The 26,151-nt window shown below is 44.8% G+C and carries 26 protein-coding genes; 12 read left to right on the top strand and 14 right to left on the bottom strand.

Annotation, left to right across the window (positions count from 1 at the left end; translation table 11 throughout):
- Positions 1 to 43: 43 nt before the first annotated feature.
- On the bottom strand, positions 44 to 649 hold the full coding sequence (locus NRIC_RS15300; protein WP_146623581.1) for an ECF transporter S component: 606 nt from the start codon (positions 647 to 649) through the stop codon (positions 44 to 46).
- A 121-nt stretch (positions 650 to 770) separates the two neighbouring features.
- Here NRIC_RS15300 and NRIC_RS15295 point away from each other — a divergent pair, with 121 nt between their 5' ends.
- The 6 genes from NRIC_RS15295 (at position 771) to NRIC_RS15270 (ending at position 7,006) form a co-directional block, all read left to right on the top strand.
- Complete coding sequence (locus NRIC_RS15295) at positions 771 to 1,370, top strand: TetR/AcrR family transcriptional regulator (protein WP_146623580.1); 600 nt, start codon at positions 771 to 773, stop codon at positions 1,368 to 1,370.
- 338 nt (positions 1,371 to 1,708) lie between these two features.
- Positions 1,709 to 3,226 carry a 2-isopropylmalate synthase gene (locus NRIC_RS15290; protein ID WP_146623579.1) on the top strand — a complete coding sequence of 506 codons (1,518 nt, stop codon included), beginning with the start codon at positions 1,709 to 1,711 and terminating at the stop codon, positions 3,224 to 3,226.
- A gap of 3 nt (positions 3,227 to 3,229) precedes the next feature.
- Positions 3,230 to 4,282 carry a 3-isopropylmalate dehydrogenase gene (leuB, locus tag NRIC_RS15285; RefSeq protein WP_146623578.1) on the top strand — a complete coding sequence of 351 codons (1,053 nt, stop codon included), beginning with the start codon at positions 3,230 to 3,232 and terminating at the stop codon, positions 4,280 to 4,282.
- Positions 4,283 to 5,656 (top strand): 3-isopropylmalate dehydratase large subunit, encoded by a 1,374-nt coding sequence (gene leuC, locus NRIC_RS15280; protein WP_146623577.1) that lies wholly within the window; start codon positions 4,283 to 4,285, stop codon positions 5,654 to 5,656.
- A complete protein-coding gene (gene leuD / locus NRIC_RS15275) occupies positions 5,656 to 6,237 on the top strand; it encodes a 3-isopropylmalate dehydratase small subunit (RefSeq protein ID WP_146623576.1) in 582 nt (193 codons plus the stop codon). Before leuC ends, leuD begins: the two co-directional genes overlap by 1 nt.
- 4 nt (positions 6,238 to 6,241) lie before the next feature.
- Positions 6,242 to 7,006 (top strand): class I SAM-dependent methyltransferase, encoded by a 765-nt coding sequence (locus NRIC_RS15270; protein ID WP_146623575.1) that lies wholly within the window; start codon positions 6,242 to 6,244, stop codon positions 7,004 to 7,006.
- Between the two features lie 47 nt (positions 7,007 to 7,053).
- Here NRIC_RS15270 and lepB read toward each other — a convergent pair whose 3' ends face one another.
- Positions 7,054 to 7,581, bottom strand: a complete 528-nt coding sequence (gene lepB / locus NRIC_RS15265) for a signal peptidase I (protein ID WP_146623574.1) — start codon at positions 7,579 to 7,581, stop codon at positions 7,054 to 7,056.
- 184 nt (positions 7,582 to 7,765) lie between these two features.
- Between lepB and NRIC_RS15260 the strand changes: the two genes are divergently transcribed.
- Positions 7,766 to 8,548, top strand: coding sequence for a MerR family transcriptional regulator (locus tag NRIC_RS15260; protein WP_146623573.1), 783 nt, complete (start codon positions 7,766 to 7,768; stop codon positions 8,546 to 8,548).
- Between the two features lie 17 nt (positions 8,549 to 8,565).
- Positions 8,566 to 9,531 carry a serine hydrolase domain-containing protein gene (locus NRIC_RS15255; RefSeq protein ID WP_146623572.1) on the top strand — a complete coding sequence of 322 codons (966 nt, stop codon included), beginning with the start codon at positions 8,566 to 8,568 and terminating at the stop codon, positions 9,529 to 9,531.
- 37 nt (positions 9,532 to 9,568) lie between these two features.
- Here NRIC_RS15255 and NRIC_RS15250 read toward each other — a convergent pair whose 3' ends face one another.
- The 4 genes from NRIC_RS15250 to NRIC_RS15235 form a co-directional block, all read right to left on the bottom strand.
- Positions 9,569 to 9,817 carry a hypothetical protein gene (locus NRIC_RS15250; protein ID WP_146623571.1) on the bottom strand — a complete coding sequence of 83 codons (249 nt, stop codon included), beginning with the start codon at positions 9,815 to 9,817 and terminating at the stop codon, positions 9,569 to 9,571.
- A gap of 73 nt (positions 9,818 to 9,890) precedes the next feature.
- Entirely contained in the window at positions 9,891 to 10,022 is a 132-nt protein-coding gene (locus NRIC_RS15245; RefSeq protein WP_146623570.1) for a FeoB-associated Cys-rich membrane protein, read from the bottom strand.
- A complete protein-coding gene (gene feoB / locus NRIC_RS15240) occupies positions 10,010 to 12,169 on the bottom strand; it encodes a ferrous iron transport protein B (protein ID WP_146623569.1) in 2,160 nt (719 codons plus the stop codon). Before feoB ends, NRIC_RS15245 begins: the two co-directional genes overlap by 13 nt.
- Complete coding sequence (locus NRIC_RS15235; RefSeq protein ID WP_146623568.1) at positions 12,170 to 12,640, bottom strand: FeoA family protein; 471 nt, start codon at positions 12,638 to 12,640, stop codon at positions 12,170 to 12,172.
- Positions 12,641 to 13,003: 363 nt separating this feature from the next.
- Between NRIC_RS15235 and nrdH the strand changes: the two genes are divergently transcribed.
- The 3 genes from nrdH (at position 13,004) to nrdF (ending at position 16,552) form a co-directional block, all read left to right on the top strand.
- A complete protein-coding gene (gene nrdH, locus NRIC_RS15230; protein ID WP_146623567.1) occupies positions 13,004 to 13,222 on the top strand; it encodes a glutaredoxin-like protein NrdH in 219 nt (72 codons plus the stop codon).
- 81 nt (positions 13,223 to 13,303) lie between these two features.
- Positions 13,304 to 15,463, top strand: a complete 2,160-nt coding sequence (gene nrdE / locus NRIC_RS15225; RefSeq protein WP_146623566.1) for a class 1b ribonucleoside-diphosphate reductase subunit alpha — start codon at positions 13,304 to 13,306, stop codon at positions 15,461 to 15,463.
- 123 nt (positions 15,464 to 15,586) lie between these two features.
- A complete protein-coding gene (gene nrdF, locus NRIC_RS15220; protein ID WP_146623565.1) occupies positions 15,587 to 16,552 on the top strand; it encodes a class 1b ribonucleoside-diphosphate reductase subunit beta in 966 nt (321 codons plus the stop codon).
- Between the two features lie 38 nt (positions 16,553 to 16,590).
- Here nrdF and NRIC_RS15215 read toward each other — a convergent pair whose 3' ends face one another.
- Positions 16,591 to 17,484, bottom strand: coding sequence for an aldo/keto reductase (locus tag NRIC_RS15215; protein ID WP_146623564.1), 894 nt, complete (start codon positions 17,482 to 17,484; stop codon positions 16,591 to 16,593).
- Positions 17,485 to 17,638: 154 nt separating this feature from the next.
- Between NRIC_RS15215 and NRIC_RS15210 the strand changes: the two genes are divergently transcribed.
- The gene (locus NRIC_RS15210; protein WP_227873823.1) at positions 17,639 to 17,941 is read left to right on the top strand and encodes a winged helix-turn-helix transcriptional regulator; all 303 of its coding nucleotides are present in this window, start codon (positions 17,639 to 17,641) and stop codon (positions 17,939 to 17,941) included.
- 49 nt (positions 17,942 to 17,990) lie between these two features.
- Here NRIC_RS15210 and NRIC_RS15205 read toward each other — a convergent pair whose 3' ends face one another.
- The 7 genes from NRIC_RS15205 to nagB form a co-directional block, all read right to left on the bottom strand.
- Positions 17,991 to 18,698: an MgtC/SapB family protein gene (locus NRIC_RS15205; RefSeq protein WP_175580130.1), complete on the bottom strand. Its 708-nt coding sequence runs from the start codon at positions 18,696 to 18,698 to the stop codon at positions 17,991 to 17,993.
- A gap of 49 nt (positions 18,699 to 18,747) precedes the next feature.
- Complete coding sequence (locus tag NRIC_RS15200) at positions 18,748 to 19,455, bottom strand: pseudouridine synthase (protein WP_146623562.1); 708 nt, start codon at positions 19,453 to 19,455, stop codon at positions 18,748 to 18,750.
- 73 nt (positions 19,456 to 19,528) lie between these two features.
- Positions 19,529 to 22,006, bottom strand: a complete 2,478-nt coding sequence (locus NRIC_RS15195) for an ABC transporter permease (RefSeq protein ID WP_146623561.1) — start codon at positions 22,004 to 22,006, stop codon at positions 19,529 to 19,531.
- Positions 22,007 to 22,666, bottom strand: coding sequence for an ABC transporter ATP-binding protein (locus NRIC_RS15190; protein WP_146623560.1), 660 nt, complete (start codon positions 22,664 to 22,666; stop codon positions 22,007 to 22,009). It lies immediately after the preceding gene.
- Positions 22,667 to 22,767: 101 nt separating this feature from the next.
- Positions 22,768 to 23,898: a sensor histidine kinase gene (locus NRIC_RS15185; protein ID WP_146623559.1), complete on the bottom strand. Its 1,131-nt coding sequence runs from the start codon at positions 23,896 to 23,898 to the stop codon at positions 22,768 to 22,770.
- Positions 23,871 to 24,545, bottom strand: coding sequence for a response regulator transcription factor (locus tag NRIC_RS15180; protein ID WP_146623558.1), 675 nt, complete (start codon positions 24,543 to 24,545; stop codon positions 23,871 to 23,873). Before NRIC_RS15180 ends, NRIC_RS15185 begins: the two co-directional genes overlap by 28 nt.
- A gap of 708 nt (positions 24,546 to 25,253) precedes the next feature.
- Positions 25,254 to 25,961 carry a glucosamine-6-phosphate deaminase gene (nagB, locus tag NRIC_RS15175; protein WP_146623557.1) on the bottom strand — a complete coding sequence of 236 codons (708 nt, stop codon included), beginning with the start codon at positions 25,959 to 25,961 and terminating at the stop codon, positions 25,254 to 25,256.
- Positions 25,962 to 26,151 lie beyond the last annotated feature (190 nt).

The raw sequence follows: 26,151 nt of genomic DNA, 5'->3' as shown, positions 1-26,151 counted from the left end.
CTTTCTTTTCCTATGGTTTTATCAAGAAAAGAAAGTGTTTGTTTTAGTTTCGATTGTCGGGTTTTAAATGGGTCGCACTGAACAATGCCTTCACAATTAGCGGCGTAATGATTGCAGCCCCAATCACCTCAGTAACGCCATTCGTAGCAACTATAGTACCCAAAACGCCCAGCAAAGCGGAAGGATCGACCCCATAGGCAGCAGCCACCGGCTTGGTGTATAATATTCCCATGAGTGATAATACTAAAATGGTGTTGGTCAAAGTTCCAGCAACAGCTGAGAGGATGACAGAGAGCGTCAGGTTCTTTTTATGCTTGTAAATCCACCCGAAGATCAGTCCGGCAACCAATCCAACTAATATCCGAGGAACAACAGAAATAATCGGATTGGTGAAGACCAGCGTATCCAGCGGCGAAGTTGGGGAAGTAAAGGCTCTTATGACAGTAAAGATCCCCCAAACAAGACCGATAAACATCCCGTCCTTTGTTCCCAGCGTGATCGCTGCGATAATGACTGTGATATGGATGATCGTTAGATCCGTGATGCCTAAAGGAATATAGCCTAGAAAAGGAACCATGACCTGCAGGATGATCAAAGCAGTCAGTATTCCCCGAATAGTCAAACGGAACGCTTTATTTTTCGTATTCATTTTTTCTCTCCTTATCTTTCATAACTATACCAATAAGTGCTTTTTTAATGACACGCGTGTCATTAAGGTGATTATACATAATAATGACACGTGTGTCATTATATTTTTCTCGAGGTGACCCATGAAACCAGTATCCAATGATGAACGAAAACGCTTGAAACGTGAAGCAATCCTAGAAAGCGCTCGGGAAGTCTTTTCGAAAAAGGGCTTTATCGATGTCACGATGAAGGATATCATCGAGGCATGCGGCATCAGCCGCGGCGGTATTTATCTGTATTTTGATTCAGTAGATGCGATTTTTATTGAAACCGTCAAACGACGCAATAGTCGAAAATTCGATTCGATTCGGGCAGCGATCAAAGAAAATCCACCCTTTGACGAACTGCTGGACGATTATTTTGAAAGCCACAAAGAGCGTCTTTTGAATACGATCAACGATAGCATGGTGCGTGCCATGTACGAATACTATTTCACCCATAAATCAGAGGCAGATCAGGAATTTCAACAGGCTCAGATGGATGCAACAAAAAAGACCATCCAAGAAATTTTAAGTCTTGGTGTTCGTCAGAATGTCTTGTTCGATCAACAGTTAGATAAGATCGCGGAGAATTTCATGTTTGTGATTGAAGGTCTAAGCGTGCTGGCCTTGATCGGTGAGATCTCCGGCAAACAAATCGACGGTCAATTTGAATTGATCCGTTCGTTGTTGCCTAGAACCTGAGTCCAACAACCAATCCCTTCCTCCACATGACACAGTGCTTCGAAGGGATTTGTTTATAGTCCAATCATCTATTTTTAATCTTTTTTTCATAATATTCTTGACATCCTCATCTATTTTCTATATGCTTTTTACAATGATTCAAAAAAATTCTGACATCAATAGGTGATGACGATGAAACCAACGGCATATAGCAGCACATTGTTATTATTATAGACGGGACTCTTTCGCTACACGAAAAAAGAGAGTCCCTATTCGCATTGCATCGAGAAGGAAAATGGTTCTTCTTAGATGGGATGCTTTTTTTATACCTATTTTTGTCATAAAGGAGCGTATCAATCATGAGAAAGATTCAGTTTTTCGACACCACTCTTCGTGATGGCGAACAGACCCCAGGCGTCAATTTCAATACAAAGGAAAAAGTTCAAATTGCCCTGCAGCTGGAAAAATGGGGCATCGATGTGATCGAAGCGGGGTTCCCGATTGCTTCTCAAGGAGACTTTGAAGCGGTCAAAGCGATCGCGGAAAGCGCTAAGAGCATGACAGTGGCTGGGCTGGCCCGCTGTCAGAAAAAAGACATCGACCGTGCGTATGAGGCCTTGAAAAATGCGGTCGATCCTCAAATCCACACCTTCTTGGCGACCAGCGATGTTCATATGAAATACAAGCTGAAGATGACCAAAGAAGAAGTAATTGCTTCTATAAAAAAGCATGTCAGCTATGCACGAACGCTTTTCGAAAAAGTCCAATTTTCTCCAGAGGATGCCTCTAGAACGGAAAAGACTTTTCTGCTGGAGGCGGTTCAAACAGCGATCGATGCTGGAGCATCGATCATTAATATTCCCGATACTGTCGGATACTCCAACCCTACCGAATATGGCGGACTATTCAGCTACTTGATTCAAAACATTCAGAGTGAGCAAGAGATCATCTTCTCTTCTCATTGTCACGACGATTTGGGCATGGCGACTGCTAATGCACTGGCTGCGATCGAAAATGGAGCAAACCGAGTAGAAGGTGCGGTGAATGGGATCGGTGAGCGAGCTGGCAACACCGCGCTGGAGGAAGTCGCTTTGGCCCTTTACATTCGCAAAGATTTCTATCAATGTGAAGCCAACATCGTCTTGAATGAAACGAAAAAGACCAGTGATCTGGTATCGCGCCTATCGGGGATTCCTGTACCGAGAAACAAAGCGATCATCGGAGAGAATGCCTATGCGCATGAATCTGGGATCCATCAGGATGGTGTGCTGAAAAATCCAGAAACGTATGAGATCATTACCCCTACGTTGGTCGGTGTGAGTCAAAACTCGCTACCGCTAGGCAAATTGTCTGGACGTCATGCCTTTGTCACCAAGCTGAACGAGCTGGGGTACCAGCTTTCCGAAGACGAAACCAAAGAAGCCTTCATTCGCTTCAAGGATCTGGCAGATAAGAAGAAGCAAATTACTGATCGTGACATAGTGGCTTTGCTGACGGACCAATCACGAGTGGAAGAGGAACGCTGCAAGCTGGGGGATGTCCAAGTACAATACAGCTCTTCAGGCTATCAAGGAGCGATTGTTTCGATCGTGGATGAGGAAGGCCGGACCAAGGTTGCTTCCACCATCGGTTCTGGGAGTATTCAAGCTATTTACAATGCTCTAGATGAATTATTCCAGCAAAAACCCGAATTATCAGAATACGAAATCCAAGCAATCACTGGCGGAGAAGATGCACAAGCAGAGGTGCGGATCACCCTGCACGATCCCGAGACGAAGCAGGATGTTCGTGGAATCGGGATCGATTTTGATGTCCTGCAGGCATCTGCAAAAGCTTATGTGCAAGCTAGCAATCAATTGAAAGAACAGGAGAACTAAGGAATGACAAAACGAATCGTAGCTTTAGCCGGAGACGGCATCGGACCAGAAATCATGGCAAGCGGCCTTGATATCCTCGCAGCAGCACAAGAGCTGACGAAAGAAATATTTGAGGTTGTTGAGCACCCTTTTGGTGGGGCTGCCATTGACTTGACTGGGAAACCTTTGCCTGAAACGACCTTAGCGGCTTGTGAAGAGGCGGATGCTATTTTACTAGGCGCTATCGGCGGACCAAAATGGGAGAAAGGACCGGAAACACCTGAACGAGGGTTGTTAGATTTACGCAAATCCTTGAACCTGTTCGCCAACATTCGACCAGTCAGTGTTTCCGAAGCACTGCGCCATCTCTCCCCATTAAAGCCGGAAATCATCGAAGGCACCGACCTGGTTATTGTTCGCGAACTGACTAGCGGGATTTATTTTGGGGAACCTCGGGAATTAGGTCTAGAGGAAGCGTTCGACACGAATCGTTACCGCAAACCAGAAATCGTGCGAATTGTAAAAAAAGCCTTTGAGATCGCTCAAAGCCGGGACAAAAGGGTAACCTCCGTCGATAAAGCCAATGTGCTGGCTACCAGCAAATTGTGGCGGGCCACTGCAGAAGAAGTTGCGAAAGACTATCCTGATTGTACGTTAGAGCATCAGTATGTAGACTCAGCGGCGATGAAGCTGATCCAAGCTCCTGCCTCATTTGATGTAATCGTGACTGAAAATCTGTTTGGCGATATTTTAAGTGATGAGGCTTCTGTGTTGCCGGGTTCTTTGGGTGTATTACCTAGTGCTAGTCACAGCTCAGGAGGTCCTTCGCTGTACGAACCGATTCACGGCTCTGCACCAGATATTGCCGGCAAAGGAATCGCCAACCCCATTTCAATGATTCTTTCGGTTGCTCTGATGCTGCGTCAATCGTTCCAAGAAAATGCAGCAGCTCAAGCGATCGAAACAGCCTGCGATACTGTCTTGAAAAAAGGAATCATGACTGGCGATCTGGGAGGAACGGCCAGCACTGCTGACTTCACCCAGGCCGTTTTGAGTGAAATGAAAGGAGCCAACTAAATGGCACAAACACTATTTGACAAACTATGGAACCGACATGTTGTTTACGGAGAAGAAGGTGCTCCTCAGCTGCTTTACATTGATTTGCACCTGATTCATGAGGTGACCTCTCCGCAGGCCTTTGCAGGTATTCGCGAAGCTGGGCGAAAGCTGCGTCACCCGGAACGCACCTTTGCGACAATGGATCACAACACACCGACTGTTGATATTTTCAATTTCACCGACTTGGTCGCAAAAAAACAAATCGATACCTTGCGAGACAATTGTCAAGAGTTCGGTGTCACACTTTGCGACAACGGCAGTGAGCGCCAAGGAATCGTCCACATGGTCGGACCAGAAACCGGATTGACACAACCAGGCAAAACCATCGTTTGCGGCGATTCTCATACCGCAACTCACGGTGCTTTCGGTGCATTGGCTTTTGGGATCGGCACCAGCGAGGTAGAGCACGTGTTTGCCACCCAATGCTTGTGGCAAAATAAACCGAAAAACATGGGAATCAAGGTAACAGGCGAGCTGCCAAAAGGTGTTTATGCCAAAGACATCATCTTGGCTTTGATTGCCAAATATGGGACCGACTTCGGAGTTGGCTATGCGGCGGAATTCTGCGGCGAAACCATTCGCTCCCTTTCAATGGAAGAACGAATGACAATCTGCAACATGTCGATCGAAGGCGGCGCAAAAATCGGCTTGATCGCACCGGACGAAAAAACCTTTGAATACGTTGCAGGTCGCGAGTATGCACCGAAAAATATGGAAGCAGCGATTAACGACTGGAAAGAATTGTATACGGATGAGGATGCCAAATACGATACGGTGCTAACTCTGGATGCTAGTGAATTGGTACCTTTTGTGACTTGGGGAACCAATCCTGAAATGGGTGTGCCGGTGGACGGTACCTTCCCAGAACCAACCACGGAAGAATACAAAAAAGCTTACGAATACATGGATTTAAAGCCAGGTCAAAAACCAACCGATATTAACATCGGCTATGTCTTTATCGGTTCTTGTACCAACGGCCGCTTATCTGATCTACAGGAAGCTGCCCGCATGGTGGAAGGAAAAAAAGTGCATAAAAATGTAACGGCGATTGTGGTTCCCGGCTCACGTCCAGTCCGCAAAGCGGCCGAAGAAATCGGCTTGGACAAAATCTTTAAAGAAGCTGGCTTTGAATGGCGTGAACCAGGCTGCTCCATGTGCCTAGGTATGAACCCTGACCGGGTACCGCCAGGCGTTCACTGTGCATCAACCTCAAATCGTAATTTCAAAGGACGCCAAGGAAAGGACGCACGAACTCATCTGTGCAGTCCAGCAATGGCGGCATTTGCGGCTTTAAACGGTACCTTTGTTGACATTCGCAAGGAGGCAATCTAATGGAAAAATTTACGGTTTATACCGGGACGACCGTTCCCTTTATGCAGGATAATATTGATACCGATCAAATTATTCCAAAAAACTTTTTGAAGCAAGTAGATAAAAAAGGCTTCGGCAAGCACTTATTTGACGAGTGGCGGTATTTGGAGGATCGTTCGCCGAATCCCGATTTTATTTTGAATGCGCCAGAACGCAAAACAGCAACGATCTTAGTTTCAGGGGAAAACTTTGGTTCTGGTTCTTCTCGTGAACATGCGGCTTGGGCGTTGCAGGATTACGGCTTTCACGCAGTGATCGCTGGCAGCTACAGTGACATCTTCTATATGAATGCACTGAAAAATGGCCTGTTGCCGATTCGAATGCCTGAAGAAGTTCGTGTGGAATTGAGTCAGCTTCCGGCAGATGCAGAAATCACGATCGACCTGCCAAATCAGACGATCGTGACACCAAACGCCAGCTATGACTTTCCAATCGATTCTACCTGGAAAGACAAACTCGTCAATGGATTAGACGACATAGCAATCACGCTGCAGCATGAAGAAGCGATCACGGCTTACGAAAAAACCATACCGAAGTACTGATCTGATGACAGTGAAATGGAATGGCCAAGAATACACGAAAAGCTACTCCTTCGTTCATCAGTATGGAGAAGATGTGCTGCGTCTAATCACGTTAAAAGAGGGACAGCGTGTTTTGGATTTAGGGTGTGGGAATGGTGCGTTAACTCAGAAGCTCGCAGAAATGGGCTTAGTTGCAGAAGGATTGGACAGTGCAGAAGAATTGTTGGCGATTGCGAGAAAAAACTATCCGACGATCCCCTTTCATCTTGGGAATGCTATTGATTTCCAGCTGGATCATTCTGTTGATGTCGTATTTTCCAATGCGGTCCTGCACTGGATCAAAGTCGAAAAACAGCCGCAGCTGTTGACAACGATCTACCAGCACCTTGCTGACAGTGGCCAATTTGTTGCGGAGTTTGGCGGGTATGGCAACAATGCTTTGATTCATCAGGCATTGGCAGAAGCCTTTCAGCAAAGAAATCTGCCTTACAGCACCCCCTTTTATTTTCCTTCGATCGGTGAGTATACGCCGTTGCTGGAAAACGCTGGCTTTACAGTTACCTACGCGGTTTTGTTTGATCGCCTGACCAAATTAAATGGACCTCACGGCTTGAAAGACTGGATCACCATGTTTGTTCAAGAACCGTTCCACTCCATCGAAGCGCAAGAAAAAGCAGCGATCATCCAACAAGCAGTAGAGGCGCTGCGTCCTGTGCTATATCGGGAAAACGATTGGTACGCTGACTACGTTCGTATTCGGATCAAAGCTGAAAAAAGAAAGACAGACTAAAAAAATAGAAGTTGAGACAAAAGAATTCCTGTCTCAACTTCTATTTTTTATTTGACCATACCTATTTTATTCAGAGGCCAAAAGATCACTTTGGCATTTGCTACGATCCGTTCTTTTTTAATGGGACCGATGGTTCGGCTGTCCTTGGAGTTTTGTCGGTTGTCCCCCATCACAAAGTAAGAACCTTCAGGGACCGTATAAGTAAAATCTTCGGTCAGCTGCTGTCCTTCCGCTAATTCGGCTTTGTGTTCATCCAAATAAGGTTCGGCAATCTCTTCTCCGTTAACATACAATACATCACCCTTGTATTCGACGGTATCTCCTGGAAGTCCGATCACGCGTTTGATGTAGTCCAATTCCGGCTCATCCGGTGCATCGAAGGAAACTACGTCCAATCGCTTGATCTGCCCGATCTTTAATCCAAAGACACGCTCCTTGTCTACTAAATTTGGATTCATGGATGCTCCCAATACTTCTACTGGTGTAAAGATAAATGTACGAGCCAACAATACAAACAGCATCGCCACGATAAAAAACACGATATCCGATCGATTGATCCATTTCTTTTCTTTCAAACCTACTCCTCCTCAGTGTTCTCTTCATTATACCAAGATTTCTAAATGAAAGGCACCCGTTTTTTTAATCTTTCTTTTTTCTGAATTTTTCCTCATGATACAATAAATGAGAGATTTCTGCTTGACCTTCCAGCAACTGGAAGCTTTATAGTAAAGGTAATCAATCATGAAATGAGGAGCTGCTATGCTGACGATCAGCCAATTTTCTAAATTAAGTCAAATCCCGACCAAAACGCTGCGTTATTATGATGAGATTAGTTTATTAAAACCCGCCTCCATCGATCCGGTGAACGGGTATCGTTATTACAACAGCCAGCAGCTGGCAACTGTTTTTTTAATAAAAAAATTAAAGAACTACGACTGCTCACTGGAAGAAATCAAACAGGTATTGAATGACCGACATCAGTTGGGGCCTTTGTTAGAAAAAAGGAAAAATTGCATCGCTGAAAAAATCCAGCACTACTCCTCCTTAGAACGATTGATTGAAGCAGATATTCGCGATACGAAGCAGGGAGAACATGAGGAGATCGATCAGGAAAAATTGGAAATTGTGGACAGTCCAAGGCTAAACCTCTTTTCACTTCGCCAAACGATCGATGTCCGACAGTTTGACGAGCTGATGGCCGAGGTTTTTCAACAATTGGTTGAAAAGCAGTTAACGCCGATGGGCTCACCTTTGTCGATCTACCACAGTTCGGAATATACCCCGGAAAATTACGACGTCGAATTTGGTATCCCTGTCTTGGAGGAAACGTCGGACACACGTATCCTGCCCAGTATGAAGGCGGCCAGCTTTCATTTTACCGGGGTCTATGAGCAGATGACCAAGGCTTATTCGGACTTGAGCCAATTCGTTGAAGAAAAGCAGCTGGAGATCATCGGTCCGGCTTTCGAGATTTACCTGACTGATCCCAATACGACCTCTCCTGAAAAGAATGAAGTCGCTATCTATCTGCCTGTAAACTAGTTTAAGGGGCTGTATGTATGAATCAAACTGAGTTAGACCAGGTCATCCAAGAGCACTATGGCAACACGGCTGGACTGATTATCCAACAAAACGGAGATATGCTCTATGAAGCGTATTTCAACAACTGTGACAAAGAGAGCACGATTCACCTGTACTCTGTGACTAAGAGTATTGTCTCACTATTGATCGGAATCGCCATCGATAAGGGCTATATCAAAAGTGAACAACAGAAAATTTTGGACTTTTTCCCAGAGTATATTGTCGACAGCTCTAGGTCGGAATTGAACGAGCTGACTATCAAACATCTCTTGACGATGAAGACGGCGTATCAGTTCGCAGAAGAACCTTATGAAGCTTTTTTTACCAGTGAGGATTGGGTGCGGTTCGTGTTGGATCAGCTAAAAGCACCATTATCAGAGGGCTTTCGCTACACGCCGATCATTGGTCCAGATTTGCTGACGGGCATTCTCGAACGAGCAACAGAAAAAACAGTGTTGGACTTTGCTGAGGAAGTTCTATTTGGTCCGTTAGGCCTTCGCGTGGAAAAGAAGATCGTCTTTCGATCATTTGAAGAACAGATGGCCTTTTACGTCTCAACGACGACAAGCGGCTGGGTAGCTGACCCAACAGGTACAAATGCCGCTGGCTGGGGACTAACCATGACCACCAGCGACCTGCTTCGGATCGGTCAGTGCATAATGAATCAAGGCGTTTGGGAAGAAGACCAGCTGGTTTCAGAAGAATGGCTTAAAAAAATGACTCAAGAACACAATCGGTGGGAAGAGATGGACTTGCCTTATGGGTATCTATGGTGGTTGTTAGGAGATGAGGAGTATGCTGCTTTGGGAGACGGCGGCAATATGCTTTACATCAATGCGCCATTGAAGTTAGTCGTTGCAATGACAGGATTATTTGCAGAGGGAGCAGCGGACAGAGTCACTTTTATCAAAGAACGGCTGCTGCCGATAATGGTAGAAAAATAAGGCTCAAAAGGCAAGGAGCAGCGGCTTCTTGCCTTTTTTAGTTAACGTACAAAACTACAAGGAGCAGCAGGACCAGAACCAAAAGATTGAACAGCAAATTGTGTTTGCGGGTCTTGAATATTCCCGGATTATCTACTGATCGGTAGTCGATCAGGATATATGCCGTCCAGTAAACAACGGCCAGCCAGTCAGAAAGCGGACTGAATCCGCGAAAGCACGACAAAATCACTAAAATGAACGCCAGCATGGTGAAATGAATCATTTGACGGTTCTTTTTTGAAATCATAGAGTTGCTCCTTTTCTTTTTAGTTTAGCATGAAAATGCTGCAACGTCTGAGACGCTACAGCATTTTTTGATTTTATTTTTCCTGCTCATGCTTCACTGGACAGCTGGAGCCGCAGTCTTCGCAAGAGGATCCGTGCTTGAGTTTGCGGTAAACGATCACTCCAGCACTGCCAAATATCAAGACCGACAAAATTATAGTTGCCATTCTTTCACCTCTTTGATGTGCTCGATCGTCACTGTCGGTGTTTGCTTCACTGGTTTTCTTAGTAAGAAATACAACATCGCAGCTGCTGCGATCACAGCAAGGATCAAGCCGAAGCCGATTGCTCCGCCTTCAAACAGGACATGTCCGAATTGGTAGATCACAAAGCTGACCGCATAAGCCAACCCGCACTGATAAGCAATGGCGCGTACTGTCCATTTTGTATCTGCCATTTCGCGATGGATCGCACCAATGGCTGCAAAACATGGCGCACACAGCAGATTGAATACCAAGAAGGAATAACCGGCAACTGGAGTGTAGGCTGCACGCAGCGCATGCCAAATTTCCACACCGTCTTCTGCTACTTCTGCGTGGCGATACAAAATACCAAACGTCCCGATCACATTTTCTTTTGCTACCAATCCGGTGATCGCCGCAACAGCGCCGCGCCAATCGCCCCACCCCAGCGGAGCGAAGATCGGTGCGATCAAGCCGCCTAAAGCTGCTAAGATACTGTCGTTTTCATCGACAGACTGCAGACTGAAATTGTAGCTGGAAATGAACCAGATCACGATACTTGAAACAAAGATAATCGTACCAGCTCGTTTTACGAACGCTTTGCTGTGGTCATACGTATAGCGAATCGTATTGCCGATTCTTGGCATGTGGTACAGCGGCAGTTCCATGATGAACGGTGACGGGTCTCCAGCAAACAGCTTGGTTTTTTTCAACGCAATGCCAGATAAAACAATAGTGCCCATGCCAATAAAATAAGCGGATGGTGCTACCCAGCTGCTATTTGGGAAAAAGGCCCCGGCAACTAAGGCAATGATCGGCAGCTTCGCCGAACAAGGCATAAAGGTAGTTAGCATCGCTGTCATTCGGCGGTCTTTTTCATTTTCAATCGTCCGACTTGCCATGACCCCCGGCACACCGCAGCCCGTCGCGATCAACATCGGGATAAAGGATTTGCCCGATAAGCCAAACTTGCGGAAAATGCGGTCCATGACAAAAGCGATCCGCGCCATATAGCCGCAGTCCTCTAAAAGCGCCAAACAGAAGAATAAGACCATCAACTGCGGCAGGAAGCCCAATACCGCTCCGACACCGGCAATAATCCCATCTAGGATCAGACTTTGCATCCAATCTGCAACATTCCAAGAAGCCAATGTAGTACTTACAAAGGTCGGCACTGCTTCACCAAAAAGAACGTCATTCACCCAATCGGTCCCCATCACTCCGATAGTTTGGATCGAGATGTAGTAGACCAACCACATCACAAAAGCGAAAATCGGCAGAGCCAAAATCCGATTAGTGACGATCCGGTCAATTTTATCAGAAACGGATAAACTAAATTCTTCTTTGTCTACGATACACAGTGCCCGCAGATCCGTAATAAAATTGTATCGCTCATTGATAATGATCGTTTCAGCCTCATCAGTAAAGAGCTGTTCAGTAATCTTGATGGTCTCTTCAATATCCTTTTGTTGGACGGAACTCAAATCCAACTGCTTTGTGGCATGTTCGTCCCTTTCGAACAATTTGACACTATACCAGCGGCTGTATTTTTCTAACACCGTGTTGCCCAGAATACGACTGATTTCACTCAAAGCTGCCTCGACCCGCTTTTCATACACAGGATAAAGGGTTTCTGGCTTTTTATTGGCTTGCTCGATTGCCTGCTCGATTGCTTTATCGATGCCCCAATTTTTCAAAGCACTGATGCCTAGAACCGGGATGCCCAGCACGTAAGACAGCTTTTCCAGATTGATCTGCTTGCCTTCTTTTTTTACCAAGTCCATCATATTGACAGCCGCCACAACTGGAATGCCTGTTTCGATCAGTTGAGTGGTTAAATACAAATTGCGTTCCAGATTGGTGCCGTCAATGATATTCAAAATCACATCTGGAACATCCGACAGCAAATAATCCCGTGCAACGACTTCCTCTGGCGAATAAGGCGACAAGGAATAGATCCCTGGCAAGTCATCAATGATAATCTCCCGTTTTTTCTTGTATTTGCCTTCTTTGCGTTCAACAGTCACCCCCGGCCAATTGCCGACAAACTGATTGGTTCCGGTCAACACATTAAAAGTGCTGGTTTTCCCGCTGTTGGGATTCCCCGCTAATGCAATATGCAGTTCCTTCATCTATTCTGCCTCCTTAGCGACGATGATCAATTCTGACTCACTCTTGCGCAAGCTTAGTTCATACCCGCGAATAGCGATCTCCATTGGATCTCCTAATGGCGCCAGCTTCACGACTTTGATCGCTGTGCCTTTGGTCAAGCCCATATCCATCAAACGACGCTTAACTGCGCCTGTACCATGGACACTCACAACCTTAGCTGTCTCACCTACGCCTAACTGGTCAAGTGAGATCCAAGTACTCTGGTCTTCTGTTACTTCCTTCACGAGTATTTGCTCTAATAAGGATTGATCGAGTGCGACGCGTGCATTGTGCAGCAAAACAATGCTGTTGTCTCCCGAATGATTCACTACCGCGATTTTGCTGCCTACGATCATTCCTAAATCCTGCATACGACGTTTCAGCTCGCTGCTCAACTGGATTCCTTCAATTTGTACAACTTTATTTAAGGTTACTTCTGCTAACGTTGTCATCGTTCCTATCAACCCTCTTCAACCATTGATTAATAATGATAATCTTTCTCATTTAGATTACAATTTTTCACGAATAAAGTCAATAAAATCTTGAGCATTTAAGTTGACAAATCATCCGTTTTAAGCTTCAAACTTCTCGTGATTTGGTTATCCTATTTTTCTTTTTTTAGCGAAAAAAAGATTGACTAACATTGTTCTTTCTTTAAAATGAGTATAAAGTCTTATTTTATCTGCTTTCATCTTTTTTCCAAAAACACAAACTGTGGTATTATCCGATCCCATCAACACAATATATAGTATTTTATGATTGACTTTTCGACTACATCTTTTATACTGAATAGTGTAGAAAAAGGAGGCCTTCTTATGGTAAAAGTATATTCAAAAAACAACTGTATGCAATGTAAAATGGCAAAACGTTATTTAACTGACAATAGTATTCCCTTTGAAGAAGTAAACATCGACAACGAACCTGAAGCATTAGAGTTCTTGCAGACCCAAGGCTTTCAGAGCGTTCCTGTTATTTTCGGGGGACAGCAAGCCATCATTGGTTTCAGACCTGACCAATTAAAAGCACTCGCTTAGGACTTTGCAATCTGCGGATTGCAAAGTTTCTTCATTCTTAGGCACCCCAAAACGAAATCTAGAGAGAAAAGATGTGACAGTATGAGTTTAAAAGACCTTGGAGAGGTAAGCTACTTCAAACTGAATAATGAAATCAACCGTCCAGTCAACGGTCAAATCCCGCTAAACAAAGACAAAGATGCTTTGGCGGCTTTTTTTAAGGAGAATGTTGAACCAAACACTCGGAAATTTGCTTCTATAAAAGAAAAGATCGACTATCTTTTGAAACACGACTATTTAGAAGAAGCCTTTATTGCAAACTATTCCGATGCATTTATTGAAAAACTCTACCGGTACTTAGACGACCAGCATTTTACTTTCAAATCCTTCATGGCAGCCTACAAGTTCTATTCTCAATACGCCTTGAAGAACAACGAAGGAACAGAATATCTGGAAAGCTATGAAGATCGGGTCGCCTTCAATGCCTTGTATTTTGCCAACGGAGATGAAGAAATTGCGCTGCGTTTAGCTGATGAGATGATCCATCAACGGTATCAACCAGCGACACCTTCCTTTTTGAATGCCGGACGCAAGCGCCGTGGAGAGCTGGTCTCTTGTTTCTTGATCCAAGTGACTGATGACATGAACAGCATCGGCCGCTCGGTCAATTCCGCCCTTCAATTGTCGCGTATCGGCGGCGGTGTTGGAATCAACTTATCAAACCTGCGAGAAGCAGGCGCACCGATCAAAGGCTACGATGGTGCCGCTAGCGGCGTGGTCCCGGTCATGAAATTATTTGAAGACAGTTTCTCTTATTCGAACCAACTGGGCCAACGCCAAGGTGCTGGTGTCGTTTATCTAGATGTTTTCCACCCAGATATCGAAGTTTTCTTATCTGCTAAAAAAGAAAACGCCGATGAAAAAATTCGGGTCAAAACCTTGTCACTCGGTGTGACTGTACCAGATAAATTTTATGAACTAGCACGCAAGAATGAGGATATGTACTTGTTCAGTCCTTACGGCATTGAACGGGAGTACGGTGTGCCTTACTCCTACGTAGACATCACTGAGGAATACGACAATTTAGTGGCAAATCCAAATATCCGCAAGAAAAAGATTCGTGCCCGCGATCTGGAAACCGAATTATCCAAGCTTCAACAGGAATCCGGCTATCCTTATATCATCAACATCGATACAGCCAACAAGGCTAATCCGATCGATGGAAAAATCGTCATGAGTAATCTGTGTTCAGAGATTCTGCAGGTTCAAACCCCTTCAGCGATCAATGATCGACAAGAATATGACGAATTAGGAACCGATATTTCCTGTAACTTAGGATCAACCAACATCGTCAATTTGATGGACAGCCCTGACTTTGGTCAATCGGTTCGAACGATGGTGCGCGGACTGACGTATATCACCGATGCTTCCAATATTGAAGTGGTCCCTTCCATTCAAAACGGCAACAGCTTGAATCATACGATCGGCTTAGGTGCCATGGGACTGCACAGCTTTTTTGCCAAGCAATTGATGGTTTATGGCTCCGAGGAATCGATCGATTTCACCAATATCTACTTTATGCTGTTGAATTATTGGACATTAATAGAAAGCAATCAGATTGCCAAGGAACGGAAACAAGTTTTCCATAACTTCGAAAAATCAAAATATGCGGATGGGACATACTTTGACAAGTATGTAACGGGTGATTTCCAACCGAAAACAGCGAAGGTTAAAGAAATCTTCAAAGAGATCTTTATTCCGACTGCAGAAGATTGGGAAGCGCTCAGAGAGGCGGTCAAAGAAGATGGCCTATACCATCAAAACCGTCTGGCAGTCGCACCAAATGGCTCGATTTCCTACATCAATGATACCAGTGCCAGCCTTCATCCAATCACTCGTTTGATCGAGGAACGCCAAGAAAAGAAAATCGGTAAGATCTATTACCCAGCGCCTTATTTGAACAATGAAACTTTGCCTTATTATACCTCCGCTTACGATATGGACATGCGCAAAGTCATCGATGTATATGCAACGGCACAGCAACACATCGACCAAGGAATGAGCTTGACCTTGTTTATGCGTTCAGAAATTCCTCGCGGTTTGTACGAATGGAAAAATGAAACAAAGCAAACGACACGCGATCTGAACATCCTGCGCAACTATGCCTTCTATAAAGGTTGCAAATCAATTTATTACGTTCGGACCTTCACTGAGGATGCTGAAGAGATCGGCTCAAACCAATGTGAAAGCTGTGTCATCTAATACCAGCTGCCAGTCCTGTTTTTCTCAGTTTTCTTAACTAGGCAGGAAGGCACCCAACCATCACGAATCAAGCGCTTGATTCGTGATGGTTCAGTATAAATGCAAGATTGAGGAGGAAGCAACATGGCAGAAACTTATTACAAGGCCATTAACTGGAATGAAATCGAAGACGTGATCGATAAATCCACTTGGGAAAAATTGACCGAGCAGTTTTGGCTGGATACACGAATTCCCTTGTCCAATGATTTAGATGATTGGCGCAAATTATCCGATTTAGAAAAACAGGTCGTCGGCTATGTCTTTGGCGGATTGACACTGTTGGACACCGTTCAATCAGAAAGCGGCATGGAACAATTACGGGCAGATGTTCGGACTCCCCATGAAGAAGCAGTATTAAACAACATTCAGTTTATGGAATCAGTTCATGCCAAAAGCTATTCATCGATTTTCAGCACCTTGAACACAAAGGCCGAGATCGATGAAATCTTTGAATGGACCAATACCAATGTCTATTTGCAAAAGAAAGCCGAACGTATCAACGAAATCTACAAAACTGGCTCTCCGCTGGAGAAAAAAATCGCCAGCGTCTTTCTGGAGACGTTCCTGTTTTATTCAGGTTTTTACACACCTTTGTACTACCTTGGCAACAATAAGTTGGCCAACGTGGCGGAAATCATCAAGCTGATCATCCGTGATGAGTCTGTCCACGGTACTTATATTGGGTATAAATTCCAACGCGGCTTCAATGAACAGCCGCAAGAGGAACAAGAACGTTTGAAGGAATGGATGTACGATTTATTGTACGAATTGTATGAAAATGAAGAGCGGTACACCGAAGAGCTGTACGATGAAATCGGCTGGACCGAGGAAGTCAAAACATTCTTGCGTTACAATGCCAACAAAGCGCTGATGAATCTAGGAATGGACCCACTGTTCCCAGACACCGCTGACGATGTGAATCCAATCGTCATGAACGGTATTTCCACTGGTACCAGCAACCACGACTTCTTTTCGCAAGTCGGAAACGGCTATTTGTTAGGCCAAGTAGAAGCGATGAAGGACGACGATTATTTGATCGGTTTAGACTAAAAAGTGATGAGAGGCATAACGTCCTCTCACCACTTTTTTTAGTTTAGTTCCGTCATGATTTCGCGTAAATGCTTGATCGAGGAGGTCGTGACCAATGCAGCGCTGCCGCCAAATTGCTGGGTCACATGATTCAAGACCCAACAATTAGGATTTTTTTTTATACTTCTGACCCAAGCCAAGCGTTCCCGATTTTCCAAGGAATCATAGGCTTTGTGCAGTATGTTATCGGTATTGTATTGCCCTTTCAGCAATGGGGAATAAGCGACCAGCTTCATACACGGAAAATGCTGAAGATAGCTTTCCATCTCCTTAGTCATAGCTACCTGAGGAAACAGGTCTGCAGATGCTGCTGGCGACAAGAAGCTGTACCGTTGCTGAACCGCACTGAAAAACGGCCAGCCTTTTTCCTGGCAAATCAGACGTGCTTGTTCGATCCGCCAGCTGTAAAAATTGCTGCAGCCGATTTCTTTAACCATTCCTTCTTTTACCAACTCTGCCAACGTTCCCATCACCTCTTCTTGAGAGACCGAAAAATCGTCCATGTGAAGATACAGCAAATCAATGCTGTTGATCTGCAGGCGCTTTAACGAGCGCTCTACCGCTCGCAAAAGCGCCTCACGGCTCAAGCCTTCAACCTGCCTAAATCCTTTTTGTTTGTTTGTCGTCAAAGCACCGATTTTGGTGGCGATTACTACCTCATCTCTGTATTTGGTTTGGCTGATCCATTCACCGATGGTCCGTTCGCTTTCTCCGCCATCACCGCCATTCCAAACTGCGTAATTATTAGCAGTATCGATAAAGTTGCCACCTCTTGTGACATATTCTGTCAACAATCCATGAGCAGTTTTCCGATTTATTTTTGTACCGAAATTGATCGTCCCCAACCCAATTTTACTGATCTGCAGGTTAGTCCCTAGTTTCATTTTTTCCATCTGACTCACCCCTTCTGTCTTAAGTATAAGGAGTGCGTAACAAGCGGACAAGAAGGCACTTTATTGTGGTATACTTACTAAAAAGTAACCCTACAACCCCACTGCGAAAGAGGTGCTCACCATAAAAAAAGAGGACTGGGAAACCACCTGCCCCTTGGTCACGACGCAACGAATCATGGCCGGCAAATGGAAGCTGTCGATTATCTGGTTTTTAGCCGAACATGAGGTGATGCGTTTTAATGAATTGAAAGCCGCATTCGAGGACCCAACCCTGACTCAAAAAATGTTGACTCAGCATTTAAAGGATCTGCAGCAGGATCAGCTGATCACTCGAACCGCCTACAGTACTGTTCCGCCAAAGGTCGAATACCGATTGAGCGACTTAGGACAAAGCTTCATCCCTGTGATGCGCCAAATGGAAGCATGGGGCAAAACTTATCAACAAGCGATCGACTGATCAAAAAGAGGACTCGGCAAAGCAGAAATTGCTTTCCGAATCCTCTTTTTTAGACGTTGATTAAGCGAAGCTTCGTGATGTTTTTGTACAGCGACAGATCCTCAATCACCTCGGTGTACGATAAGCCCCGCGGCAAATCAATGGTATAGATATTAGTATAAATACGGTAATCATTGCGAAAATCAACGTTGAAATCCACATTCTCCACTTCGATCTGCTTGCTTTCAAAATAGTCTGAAATAAATTCCTTAGTCTCTTCCCGGTGGATAAAGCGTATCTCAAGCTTACGGACCGCTTTGACTCGAATGATTTTTTTCACGACGGTCAACGCCAGCATAATCCCGATAAAACTAGCGATGGCAATATCGTAATAGCCCATGCCGATCGCCAAACCTAATCCGGCGCCAGCCCAAATCGAAGCTGCCGTAGTCAATCCGGTAATCGAGCGATTGGTCACGATGATCGTCCCTGCCCCCAAGAACCCTACACCACTGACGACCTGCGCAATCAGTCTGGCTTCATCAGAACGCACAACACCAGCTAGTTCAGGATTGGCGATCGCATATCGCAAAGAGGCACTGGCGATCTCGGTTTGCACCAGGGCAATGATCGTTGCTCCCATACAAACCAAAATATGTGTACGAATCCCCGCTGGTCGGTTGCGGTATTCCCGCTCAATCCCAATCACGCCCCCCATGACCATTGATAAAAACAGACGAATCATGATTTCCACGACAGACAAATGTATTTCCATCAGCTGTCACCTCCACTTTAAGTATAGCATGCAGACTGCCATTTGTTCCCGATTATCCCTTCAAGAGTCGCAGCTCTTCTGGAGTTAGTTCGCGGTATCTGCCTTTTGACAGATCCTCTGGCAGCGACAAATCGCCCATGCGGATTCGCTTCAAATAAACGACCTTTTTCCCACAAGCAGCGACCATGCGTTTGACCTGATGGAATTTCCCCTCGTTCAAAATGATCCTCACTTCAGACCTTTCCTCTGCGATTTGATCGATCAACAGCTGTGCAGGCATCGTCAATTGTCCATCTAGTTCGATCCCTTTTTCAAAACGTTGCTGATCCGTTTCATCCATCACGCCCTCAATCAGAGCAAAATATTCTTTCTCCACATGCTTTTTCGGAGACAACAGCTCGTGCGCCAGCTGGCCATCATTGGTGATCAGCAACAAGCCTTCCGTATCCTTATCTAGCCGACCAACGGGAAATAGGTCCCGTCGATAATCCGCTTCATCGAACAGATTCAAGACCGTTGAATCCTTTTTGTCCTCTGTTGCACTGACCACGCCAGCAGGTTTATGCAGCAAATAATAGTAAAATTCTTGGTAATGCAGTGCCTCGCCTAAATAGGCAATCTGATCCTTTTCCGGATCGACCTGTGCTTTGTCCTTTTTTTCAATTTGCTGGTTGACCGTGATCTGTCCTTTTTTGATCAGCTGCTTGACTTCTTTGCGGCTGCCTAAGCCGGTTTCGGCTAAAAATTTATCTAAACGCATATCTATTCTCCAAGTTTTTTCTTTATTATGCCACAGAAAAGCCGACGATTGAACTTATTCGTCGGCAAATGGTCTATTCCGCAGTATGAATCCGGTTGATAATCGTTTCCCGGTTGACGATGCTAGTCGTCGCTCTGGTCAATATCAGTTGGACCAGAACAGCCACTGCAATGAGCAGCAACACCTGGATCAAGGGAAAATGATAGGTTTTTATCTGCATCAATTGATTGGCCTCGGCATATAGGAAGACAAGGTAACCAATGATGCTGCCCAACCCTACTGACAAGATGATGGTTCCGCCAGCGTATACTAAGCCTTCCATCTGCAGCATGCGTTTCATTTGACGATCCGACATCCCGATCGCCTGCATTATGCCGAGCTCCTTCTTACGGCTTAAAATACTGTCGATCGTTGTATTCACTAAGCTCATAACCCCTACGATCGCCAGCACCAGCATGATCGCATACCCGGCTCCAGTCATCATCCCTATAGCTGATTTCCACTGAGCCAAGATCTCTTCAAAACTTTCCAATTCAAATGCATCATGGCTTGCGACGAGGGTCTCAAGCTCTGATTGTACCTTGGCAAGCTGGTCTTTATCTACCTTGATATTCACATACTTGGTTAGATTATTTTGCGACATCCCACGAACTGCTTCATCGCTGCTGATAAAGGTGTTGGAATTATCGATCGCCTGAGGAACATCGCTAACAGCCGCAACCGTCATTTTTTTCTTATAAGACGTGTCCCCGTCAAAAAGCGTGATCTCCAACTGATCACCAAGCGAAACCTCCGGATTGTTTTTCAGAAAGTACTCGTTGGCAATCAATACATTCCCCTGCCGCAGCTCTTCCAACGTCACGTCTCCTTGTTTGATACTTTTTAGAACATCCTTCATTTGGCTTTCCCGAACACCGCCAATCGAAATAGGCAGATTTTGATTGGAATACGGATCCTTAAGGGTTGGAATCTCACCACTGATTGAGGCAAGAGCCTCTATCTCTTTCACTCCGTCAAGTGCTTTGATTTGATCTAGCATCTCCTGATCTATTGGATTGTTCTGCTGAAGGGCCGTCCATTCTCTTTCGGGTCTCATCTTATCATTACTGATGCTTTCAAGGCTCAACCGATAATCCTCTGCAATCGCATCTCTAGCAATTTGCTGCGGCTGCATGCAATTGAAGACCGTTGAAATGACCACAAACAAGATCCCGATCATACCTAGTGAGAAAATTGTCATCAGCGTACGTTTCTTGTTGCGGGAAAGGTTGGCTCCGGCCAGCTTCCCCAAGCCCAAATCAATAAAGCCCTTGCGTTGTTTTCGTTTAGTTTCCTTCTGTCCAGTGTAGCGCATCGCCTCGATCGGCATGATTTTTCCTGCTTGACGCATCGGTTTTAGCGAAGCGATAATCACAGTCATCAGAGAAACCACGATCGTCAACACAACGATCCACGGAACGATCAAGGATACTTCACCGCTCTCGATCACCTGTTTCATGATCTTTATAGAAATACCTCTATTATCGATACTTCCCAACAACTGTTCGAAAATCAGCTTAACACTCACGATCCCAATGATCAATCCCAAGGGAATCGCCAGTCCGGCCACAATCAGGTTTTCTCGTAAAACGATTTGCCGAATTTGCCGTTTGTTGGCGCCCAATGCTCTTAACTTGCCGAATTCCTGCACTTTATCGATCAGCGAGACATAGTAAATGCTGTAAATCGTTAAGGCTCCTGTAATCAAGATGACAAATGCGATGATCGTCATCCCTGCATAAAAGGCTGGATCCACGTAATTGGCAAACAGATAATCACTATTTTCGACGATATCATCCGCTAAAACCCCAAAGGAGGATCCAATCTCTTTCGCCTCTTTTTCAATATCATCTGTCGAACGAAACTGGTCGGACTGCAGGCGAGCCATTATACGGTACTTTCTTTGTGTTTTAGGGATGACCTCTTGCATAAAATCTTTGGAGAGCAGCATTGAAAAAAGTTGATTGCCCGCTTTTTCCGCTGGACTGGGCAGCAGGCCCACCAGTTTGAAGGCTGCTGTCTCCTCCAATCCGAGTCCGTCCTTTTCTTCGATTTGGAAAGGGATTGTCAGCACATCGCCAAGCTGGGCTTCGGGATAACCTAATCGCGTTAAGGCACTTTTTGAAAGGGCTGTTTCATTCCCTTTTTCAGGCGCTCTTCCCTGCTCCAGCTTCAATTTGTTCAGTTTCTGTCCTGTTTCATCAATCCAGCTCATGAGGACGTAGCCCTTTGATAAGGTGGACTGACCAATGTCCTGGCGAAGCCCGTAAGTTTCCAGTCCCTGATGCTGAGTCAGCTTTTCCATGTTTTCTTGAGAAACATTTCGATACATCACGTGCCACGTGGGATAAATTTTATTGACTGCGGCATTTTCTGTTCGAATGATTCCAAGCCCGATACTGATGATTAGAAAGACCAATACACTGGTCAAGACGATCGCCATACCGGAGAGCAGATTCTTTACCCGATGGTATTTTGTATTGGCTAACGCAACACAGTTGACCATACGCATTTAGATCACCCGCCCATCTTCGATATGAATGATCCGATCGGCCGTTTGCGCGATTGCTTCATCATGAGTGATCACAATCAGCGTTTGACCGAATTTCTCCACAGAATTTTTCAACAAAGACATGACCTCAAGCTCTGTTTTCGTATCCAGATTTCCTGTAGGCTCATCTGCCAAAATAATCGCTGGTTCTGAGGCAATGGCCCGAGCGATCGCTACACGCTGCTGCTGCCCGCCAGAAAGCATACTCGGCAAAGCCTTTTTTCGATCATTCAAGCCGATGGTCTTCAGCAGTTCTTCGATGAAGCGATAATTGACTTTTCGATTGTCCAAACCGATCGGCAGCACGACATTTTCCCAAACGTTTAGTGAAGGAATCAAATTGTAGTTTTGAAAGACGAAACCGATTTTTTGGCGCCGAAAAACAGCCAGCTGCTCGTCCTTCATTTGGAAAATATTCTTTCCTTCAACCTCAACCTCCCCGAAATCCGGACGATCCAGACCACCAATCAAATTCAGCAATGTGCTTTTTCCAGAACCCGATTTACCGACGATAGCAATGAATTCGCCTTTTTCTACCTCTAAATCAACGTAGTCTACTGCCTTCACCACCGCACTTCCATCATCATAATGCTTTACTAAATCAGTTGTTTTTAAAATCATCCGTGTCCCCTCTTTTCCTTTTTCTACTCCCAGTATAAAAAGGGAATCTTTCAGTTGCGTTTCAAAAAACATGACAGATTTGTAAGAAACCGCTGATTAAATTAAGCCAACGGTAAGGTCAATTGAAAATTCGAACCATGCGGCTTCAGGTTTTTGACCATGATCGCCCCGCCTTGTCCCTCGATGATCGAACGGGTCAAATACAAACCGACCCCCGAGCCTTCTACTGCCTCACTGTTGGCTCCGCGGTAAAACCGCTGGTAGATCTTTGTCTGCTCTTGGCTTGGAATTCCAGGGCCTTGATCCAGAATCTCCAGCAGTACGTAAGTCACTAATGTCGAGATACGCAGTTGGATTGTCGTGCCTGCCGGAGAATACTTCACCGCATTTTCCAAAACGTTGCTGATGGCCTCAAGGGTCCATTTTTGATCGATCAAAATCAATCGGTCTTCAAAGGTCTCTACCTCGATCTCGATTTCTTTCTCAATCGCCTTCATAATCAAACTGTTCACTGCATCCGTAATCACCGCTTTTAATGAGGTCGGCTGCGGCTGCAACCGAATCAAGTCCGTTTCCAGCTGAGACAACTTGATTAGGCCATCCAGCATTAAGTTCAGCTTGTGAATTTGGATTTCCGCCTGATGCCCAAACTCGCTGCGTTCTTGGTCAGAATACTTGTCTGAAAGAGCAATATCCATACTCATTTTTAACGAAGCCACGGGGGTTCTTAGCTGATGTGCGATGTCTGTTACACTCGATTTCAGCTCGTTGCCCTCGTTTCTTACTCGCTGCAGCAGCAACTCCGATGTCGCCTTTTCCGATTGCTTCTGCTCCATTTCAGCCACTATTTTTCGAACCTGCTTGCGATTTTCCGATTGATTCCAAATGAAAAAAGCAGAAAGCAAGATCGTCCCTCCGCCACCGATTACGAGATTCCAAATAAAGTACCTCTGTGTGATTTTTTGTTGTCTTTGCGTTCGAGTGGTCAGGCCATATCGCGCTTCTAATTCTGCTCCCTTTTGTGCATCCTGCTGGGTAATTTTCTGATTGGCAGCTGCCATCACTTGTGCTTCAGGCAGATCAGCTTGTTCCACCAGCATACCGAGAGTCCCTCGGCGCTCAGCCTTTAATGCCTTCTGCATGCTGACATGGCTAAAAAGAAAGCAGCCAAATCCGATGATGATCGTCAGCAAAAACAGGCCGTTTAGCCGTTTTGAACTTCGTTGACCCATAGATACCCCACCCCTCTCACTGTCTTGATCTTTTCTTTGCCGATTTTTTGTCTCAAACGACTGATGTTGACCGAAACTGTATTACTATCGATGTAATTCCCTTTGATATCCCAAATTTTATGGAGTAATTGATCCTGTGATAGGATCTGCTTCGGGTTCTCCATGAACAACACTAAGAGCTGCAGTTCTGTTTTGCTAAGCAGCAGCAGTTCTCCTTCGCGTTTAACAGTCATCTCTGACAAGGAAAGAACAAGGTCGTCTGAAGCCAGCGTTTGGCTCCCTAAATCAGGTATACGCTTCATTAAAGCTTGGATCTTAGAAACCAGCACCATCAAACTAAAGGGCTTCGTGACATAATCATCTGCCCCATGTTCATACCCGCTGACGATATCATATTCCTGATTGTAAGAAGTCAACATCAAAATCAGTACGTTCGACTGTCGACGAATCGAACGGCAAAAATCCAATCCGCTGCCATCTGGCAAGGAAAGATCGCTGATGATTAAATCGATCGAATCCTTTTGAAAAAGAGCTTTTGCTGTTTTGATATCAAAACAAGACAAGACCTCGTAGCCTTCTTTTGTCAAACAGAGGGTAACTCCTCGATTCAAATTTTGATCATCTTCTACCAATAATATTTTTCGCATTTGCTTCTCCTTTATTTCTTCTTCTTTCACTTTAACAATGAACGAATCTGCTGACAACATGATATGGCGGTTTTACAAAAATACTTGGTTAAAGAATTCAGTGAAAACGCTAACAAAAAGAAGATCAATATATGCTCGTAAAAGGCTTAGAACAACGACACCTTTTTCCATGAAGCGAGAAAGGTTAGAAACTCACTTTTCAGATTATTTCCAAGAGATTAGAGATGGAGTGTATGTGATTCAGTGTGCAATTGCGGTGATGGCCCGTAATTCCTTTTCTACATTAAGAGGGTCGTTAAAGCAGACTTCATCTTGACCCAAGCCAGCTTTGACACAAAAAATGAAGACGATTCGGTCACGGACCAAGGGCAGGAAATACCTTCGTAATCCAGCCAGTGGAGACTGCTCTTAAAAGGCTTCAAACTGTTAAAGCCCTTCTGTCAGATGCTTTCGATCCGTCCTCGCGGTCACCCGCAGACCTGACAAGAGTCTGTATCCCTGAAGGTGCCCTGCTAAAGAACTTCCATTTTGAGGACGGGTCACAACACTCGCAGGAAACAACTTGTCAGTCTTCCCGTCGGCGTCAAAGGATAAACTTAGTAAGAAAGAATGAAACGCCTCGGCCTAGATAGCAAAAAATAAATTGGCGGTTAGGAAGAGAGCCGAATACATAAAAAAGGACCCTTTTTCAGAGTCCTTCAAAAAAATCTATTTTTGCAATTTGCTGGCTGCTGCTTCGTCAATAATCACGGTCACATTCGAATGTTTTTGCAGAACACTTGCCGGCATTTCTTCAGTTACAGGTCCTTCGATCATTCCTTTTATGGCATCTGCTTTGTCTTCGCCAAAGGCCATCAGAATGATTTCTTTACTTGGCATGATCGAGCCGATCCCCATCGACATTGCGCGAGTTGGCACGTCTTCTACTTTATCGAAGTTGCGTTTATTGGCTTCGATCGTTGATTCTGTCAATTCAACTTCGTGAGTAGTTTCAGAAAATGAAGTTCCTGGTTCGTTAAACCCGATGTGTCCGTTGCGGCCGATTCCTAAGATTTGGATATCGATCGGATGTTCAGCGATGATTTGATCATAATGTTTGGCTTCTGCTGCCAAATCTTCCGCTTTTCCGTTTGGAACAAAGGTTTCTTTGAATGGCTTTTTGTTGAATAATCTATCGTTCATGAAGTAGCGGTAGCTTTGAACGTCATCTCCACCTAAGCCGACATATTCGTCTAAGTTAACTGAGGTCATGTCAGAAAAATCTAAATCACTTGCTGTCATTTCTTGATATAATGTTTCAGGTGTACTACCAGTTGCTAAGCCTAATACCTTCGCACCGTTAGCCATACCGTCTTTGATCAGTTCAAATGCTTTTTTTCCGCCTTCTTGGGCATCTTTTACGCGAATTACTTTCATAGGAAACGCTCCTTTGTCGTATTTGGTATACACCAATTTTACCATCATTCAACGAAATAAGCAATGAAAAAGTCTAGACCAAAAGGTAAGGAATTGCTAAACGCATTAAAGATGCTTCTCATTGAAAACAAAAAAAGCTGTGACATTGCTATGCTACCCCTATCTAGGACAAGGAAATAATTAAATCCTA

The organism is Enterococcus florum (assembly GCF_004309355.1).
Taxonomy (GTDB): domain Bacteria; phylum Bacillota; class Bacilli; order Lactobacillales; family Enterococcaceae; genus Enterococcus_A; species Enterococcus_A florum.
The sequence above is the reverse complement of the archived record's forward strand: the minus strand, read 5'-3'. Positions and strand labels throughout refer to the sequence as shown.

What these genes read in the sequence shown, in the direction of transcription:
- NRIC_RS15300 (WP_146623581.1), bottom strand. Translation starts at nt 649, where the DNA reads ATGAATACGAAAAATAAAGCGTTCCGTTTGACTATTCGGGGAATACTG.
- NRIC_RS15295 (WP_146623580.1), top strand. Translation starts at nt 771, where the DNA reads ATGAAACCAGTATCCAATGATGAACGAAAACGCTTGAAACGTGAAGCA.
- NRIC_RS15290 (WP_146623579.1), top strand. Translation starts at nt 1,709, where the DNA reads ATGAGAAAGATTCAGTTTTTCGACACCACTCTTCGTGATGGCGAACAG.
- leuB (WP_146623578.1), top strand. Translation starts at nt 3,230, where the DNA reads ATGACAAAACGAATCGTAGCTTTAGCCGGAGACGGCATCGGACCAGAA.
- leuC (WP_146623577.1), top strand. Translation starts at nt 4,283, where the DNA reads ATGGCACAAACACTATTTGACAAACTATGGAACCGACATGTTGTTTAC.
- leuD (WP_146623576.1), top strand. Translation starts at nt 5,656, where the DNA reads ATGGAAAAATTTACGGTTTATACCGGGACGACCGTTCCCTTTATGCAG.
- NRIC_RS15270 (WP_146623575.1), top strand. Translation starts at nt 6,242, where the DNA reads ATGACAGTGAAATGGAATGGCCAAGAATACACGAAAAGCTACTCCTTC.
- NRIC_RS15260 (WP_146623573.1), top strand. Translation starts at nt 7,766, where the DNA reads ATGCTGACGATCAGCCAATTTTCTAAATTAAGTCAAATCCCGACCAAA.
- NRIC_RS15255 (WP_146623572.1), top strand. Translation starts at nt 8,566, where the DNA reads ATGAATCAAACTGAGTTAGACCAGGTCATCCAAGAGCACTATGGCAAC.
- NRIC_RS15250 (WP_146623571.1), bottom strand. Translation starts at nt 9,817, where the DNA reads ATGATTTCAAAAAAGAACCGTCAAATGATTCATTTCACCATGCTGGCG.
- NRIC_RS15245 (WP_146623570.1), bottom strand. Translation starts at nt 10,022, where the DNA reads ATGGCAACTATAATTTTGTCGGTCTTGATATTTGGCAGTGCTGGAGTG.
- feoB (WP_146623569.1), bottom strand. Translation starts at nt 12,169, where the DNA reads ATGAAGGAACTGCATATTGCATTAGCGGGGAATCCCAACAGCGGGAAA.
- NRIC_RS15235 (WP_146623568.1), bottom strand. Translation starts at nt 12,640, where the DNA reads ATGACAACGTTAGCAGAAGTAACCTTAAATAAAGTTGTACAAATTGAA.
- nrdH (WP_146623567.1), top strand. Translation starts at nt 13,004, where the DNA reads ATGGTAAAAGTATATTCAAAAAACAACTGTATGCAATGTAAAATGGCA.
- nrdE (WP_146623566.1), top strand. Translation starts at nt 13,304, where the DNA reads ATGAGTTTAAAAGACCTTGGAGAGGTAAGCTACTTCAAACTGAATAAT.
- nrdF (WP_146623565.1), top strand. Translation starts at nt 15,587, where the DNA reads ATGGCAGAAACTTATTACAAGGCCATTAACTGGAATGAAATCGAAGAC.
- NRIC_RS15215 (WP_146623564.1), bottom strand. Translation starts at nt 17,484, where the DNA reads ATGGAAAAAATGAAACTAGGGACTAACCTGCAGATCAGTAAAATTGGG.
- NRIC_RS15200 (WP_146623562.1), bottom strand. Translation starts at nt 19,455, where the DNA reads ATGCGTTTAGATAAATTTTTAGCCGAAACCGGCTTAGGCAGCCGCAAA.
- NRIC_RS15195 (WP_146623561.1), bottom strand. Translation starts at nt 22,006, where the DNA reads ATGCGTATGGTCAACTGTGTTGCGTTAGCCAATACAAAATACCATCGG.
- NRIC_RS15190 (WP_146623560.1), bottom strand. Translation starts at nt 22,666, where the DNA reads ATGATTTTAAAAACAACTGATTTAGTAAAGCATTATGATGATGGAAGT.
- NRIC_RS15185 (WP_146623559.1), bottom strand. Translation starts at nt 23,898, where the DNA reads ATGGGTCAACGAAGTTCAAAACGGCTAAACGGCCTGTTTTTGCTGACG.
- NRIC_RS15180 (WP_146623558.1), bottom strand. Translation starts at nt 24,545, where the DNA reads ATGCGAAAAATATTATTGGTAGAAGATGATCAAAATTTGAATCGAGGA.
- nagB (WP_146623557.1), bottom strand. Translation starts at nt 25,961, where the DNA reads ATGAAAGTAATTCGCGTAAAAGATGCCCAAGAAGGCGGAAAAAAAGCA.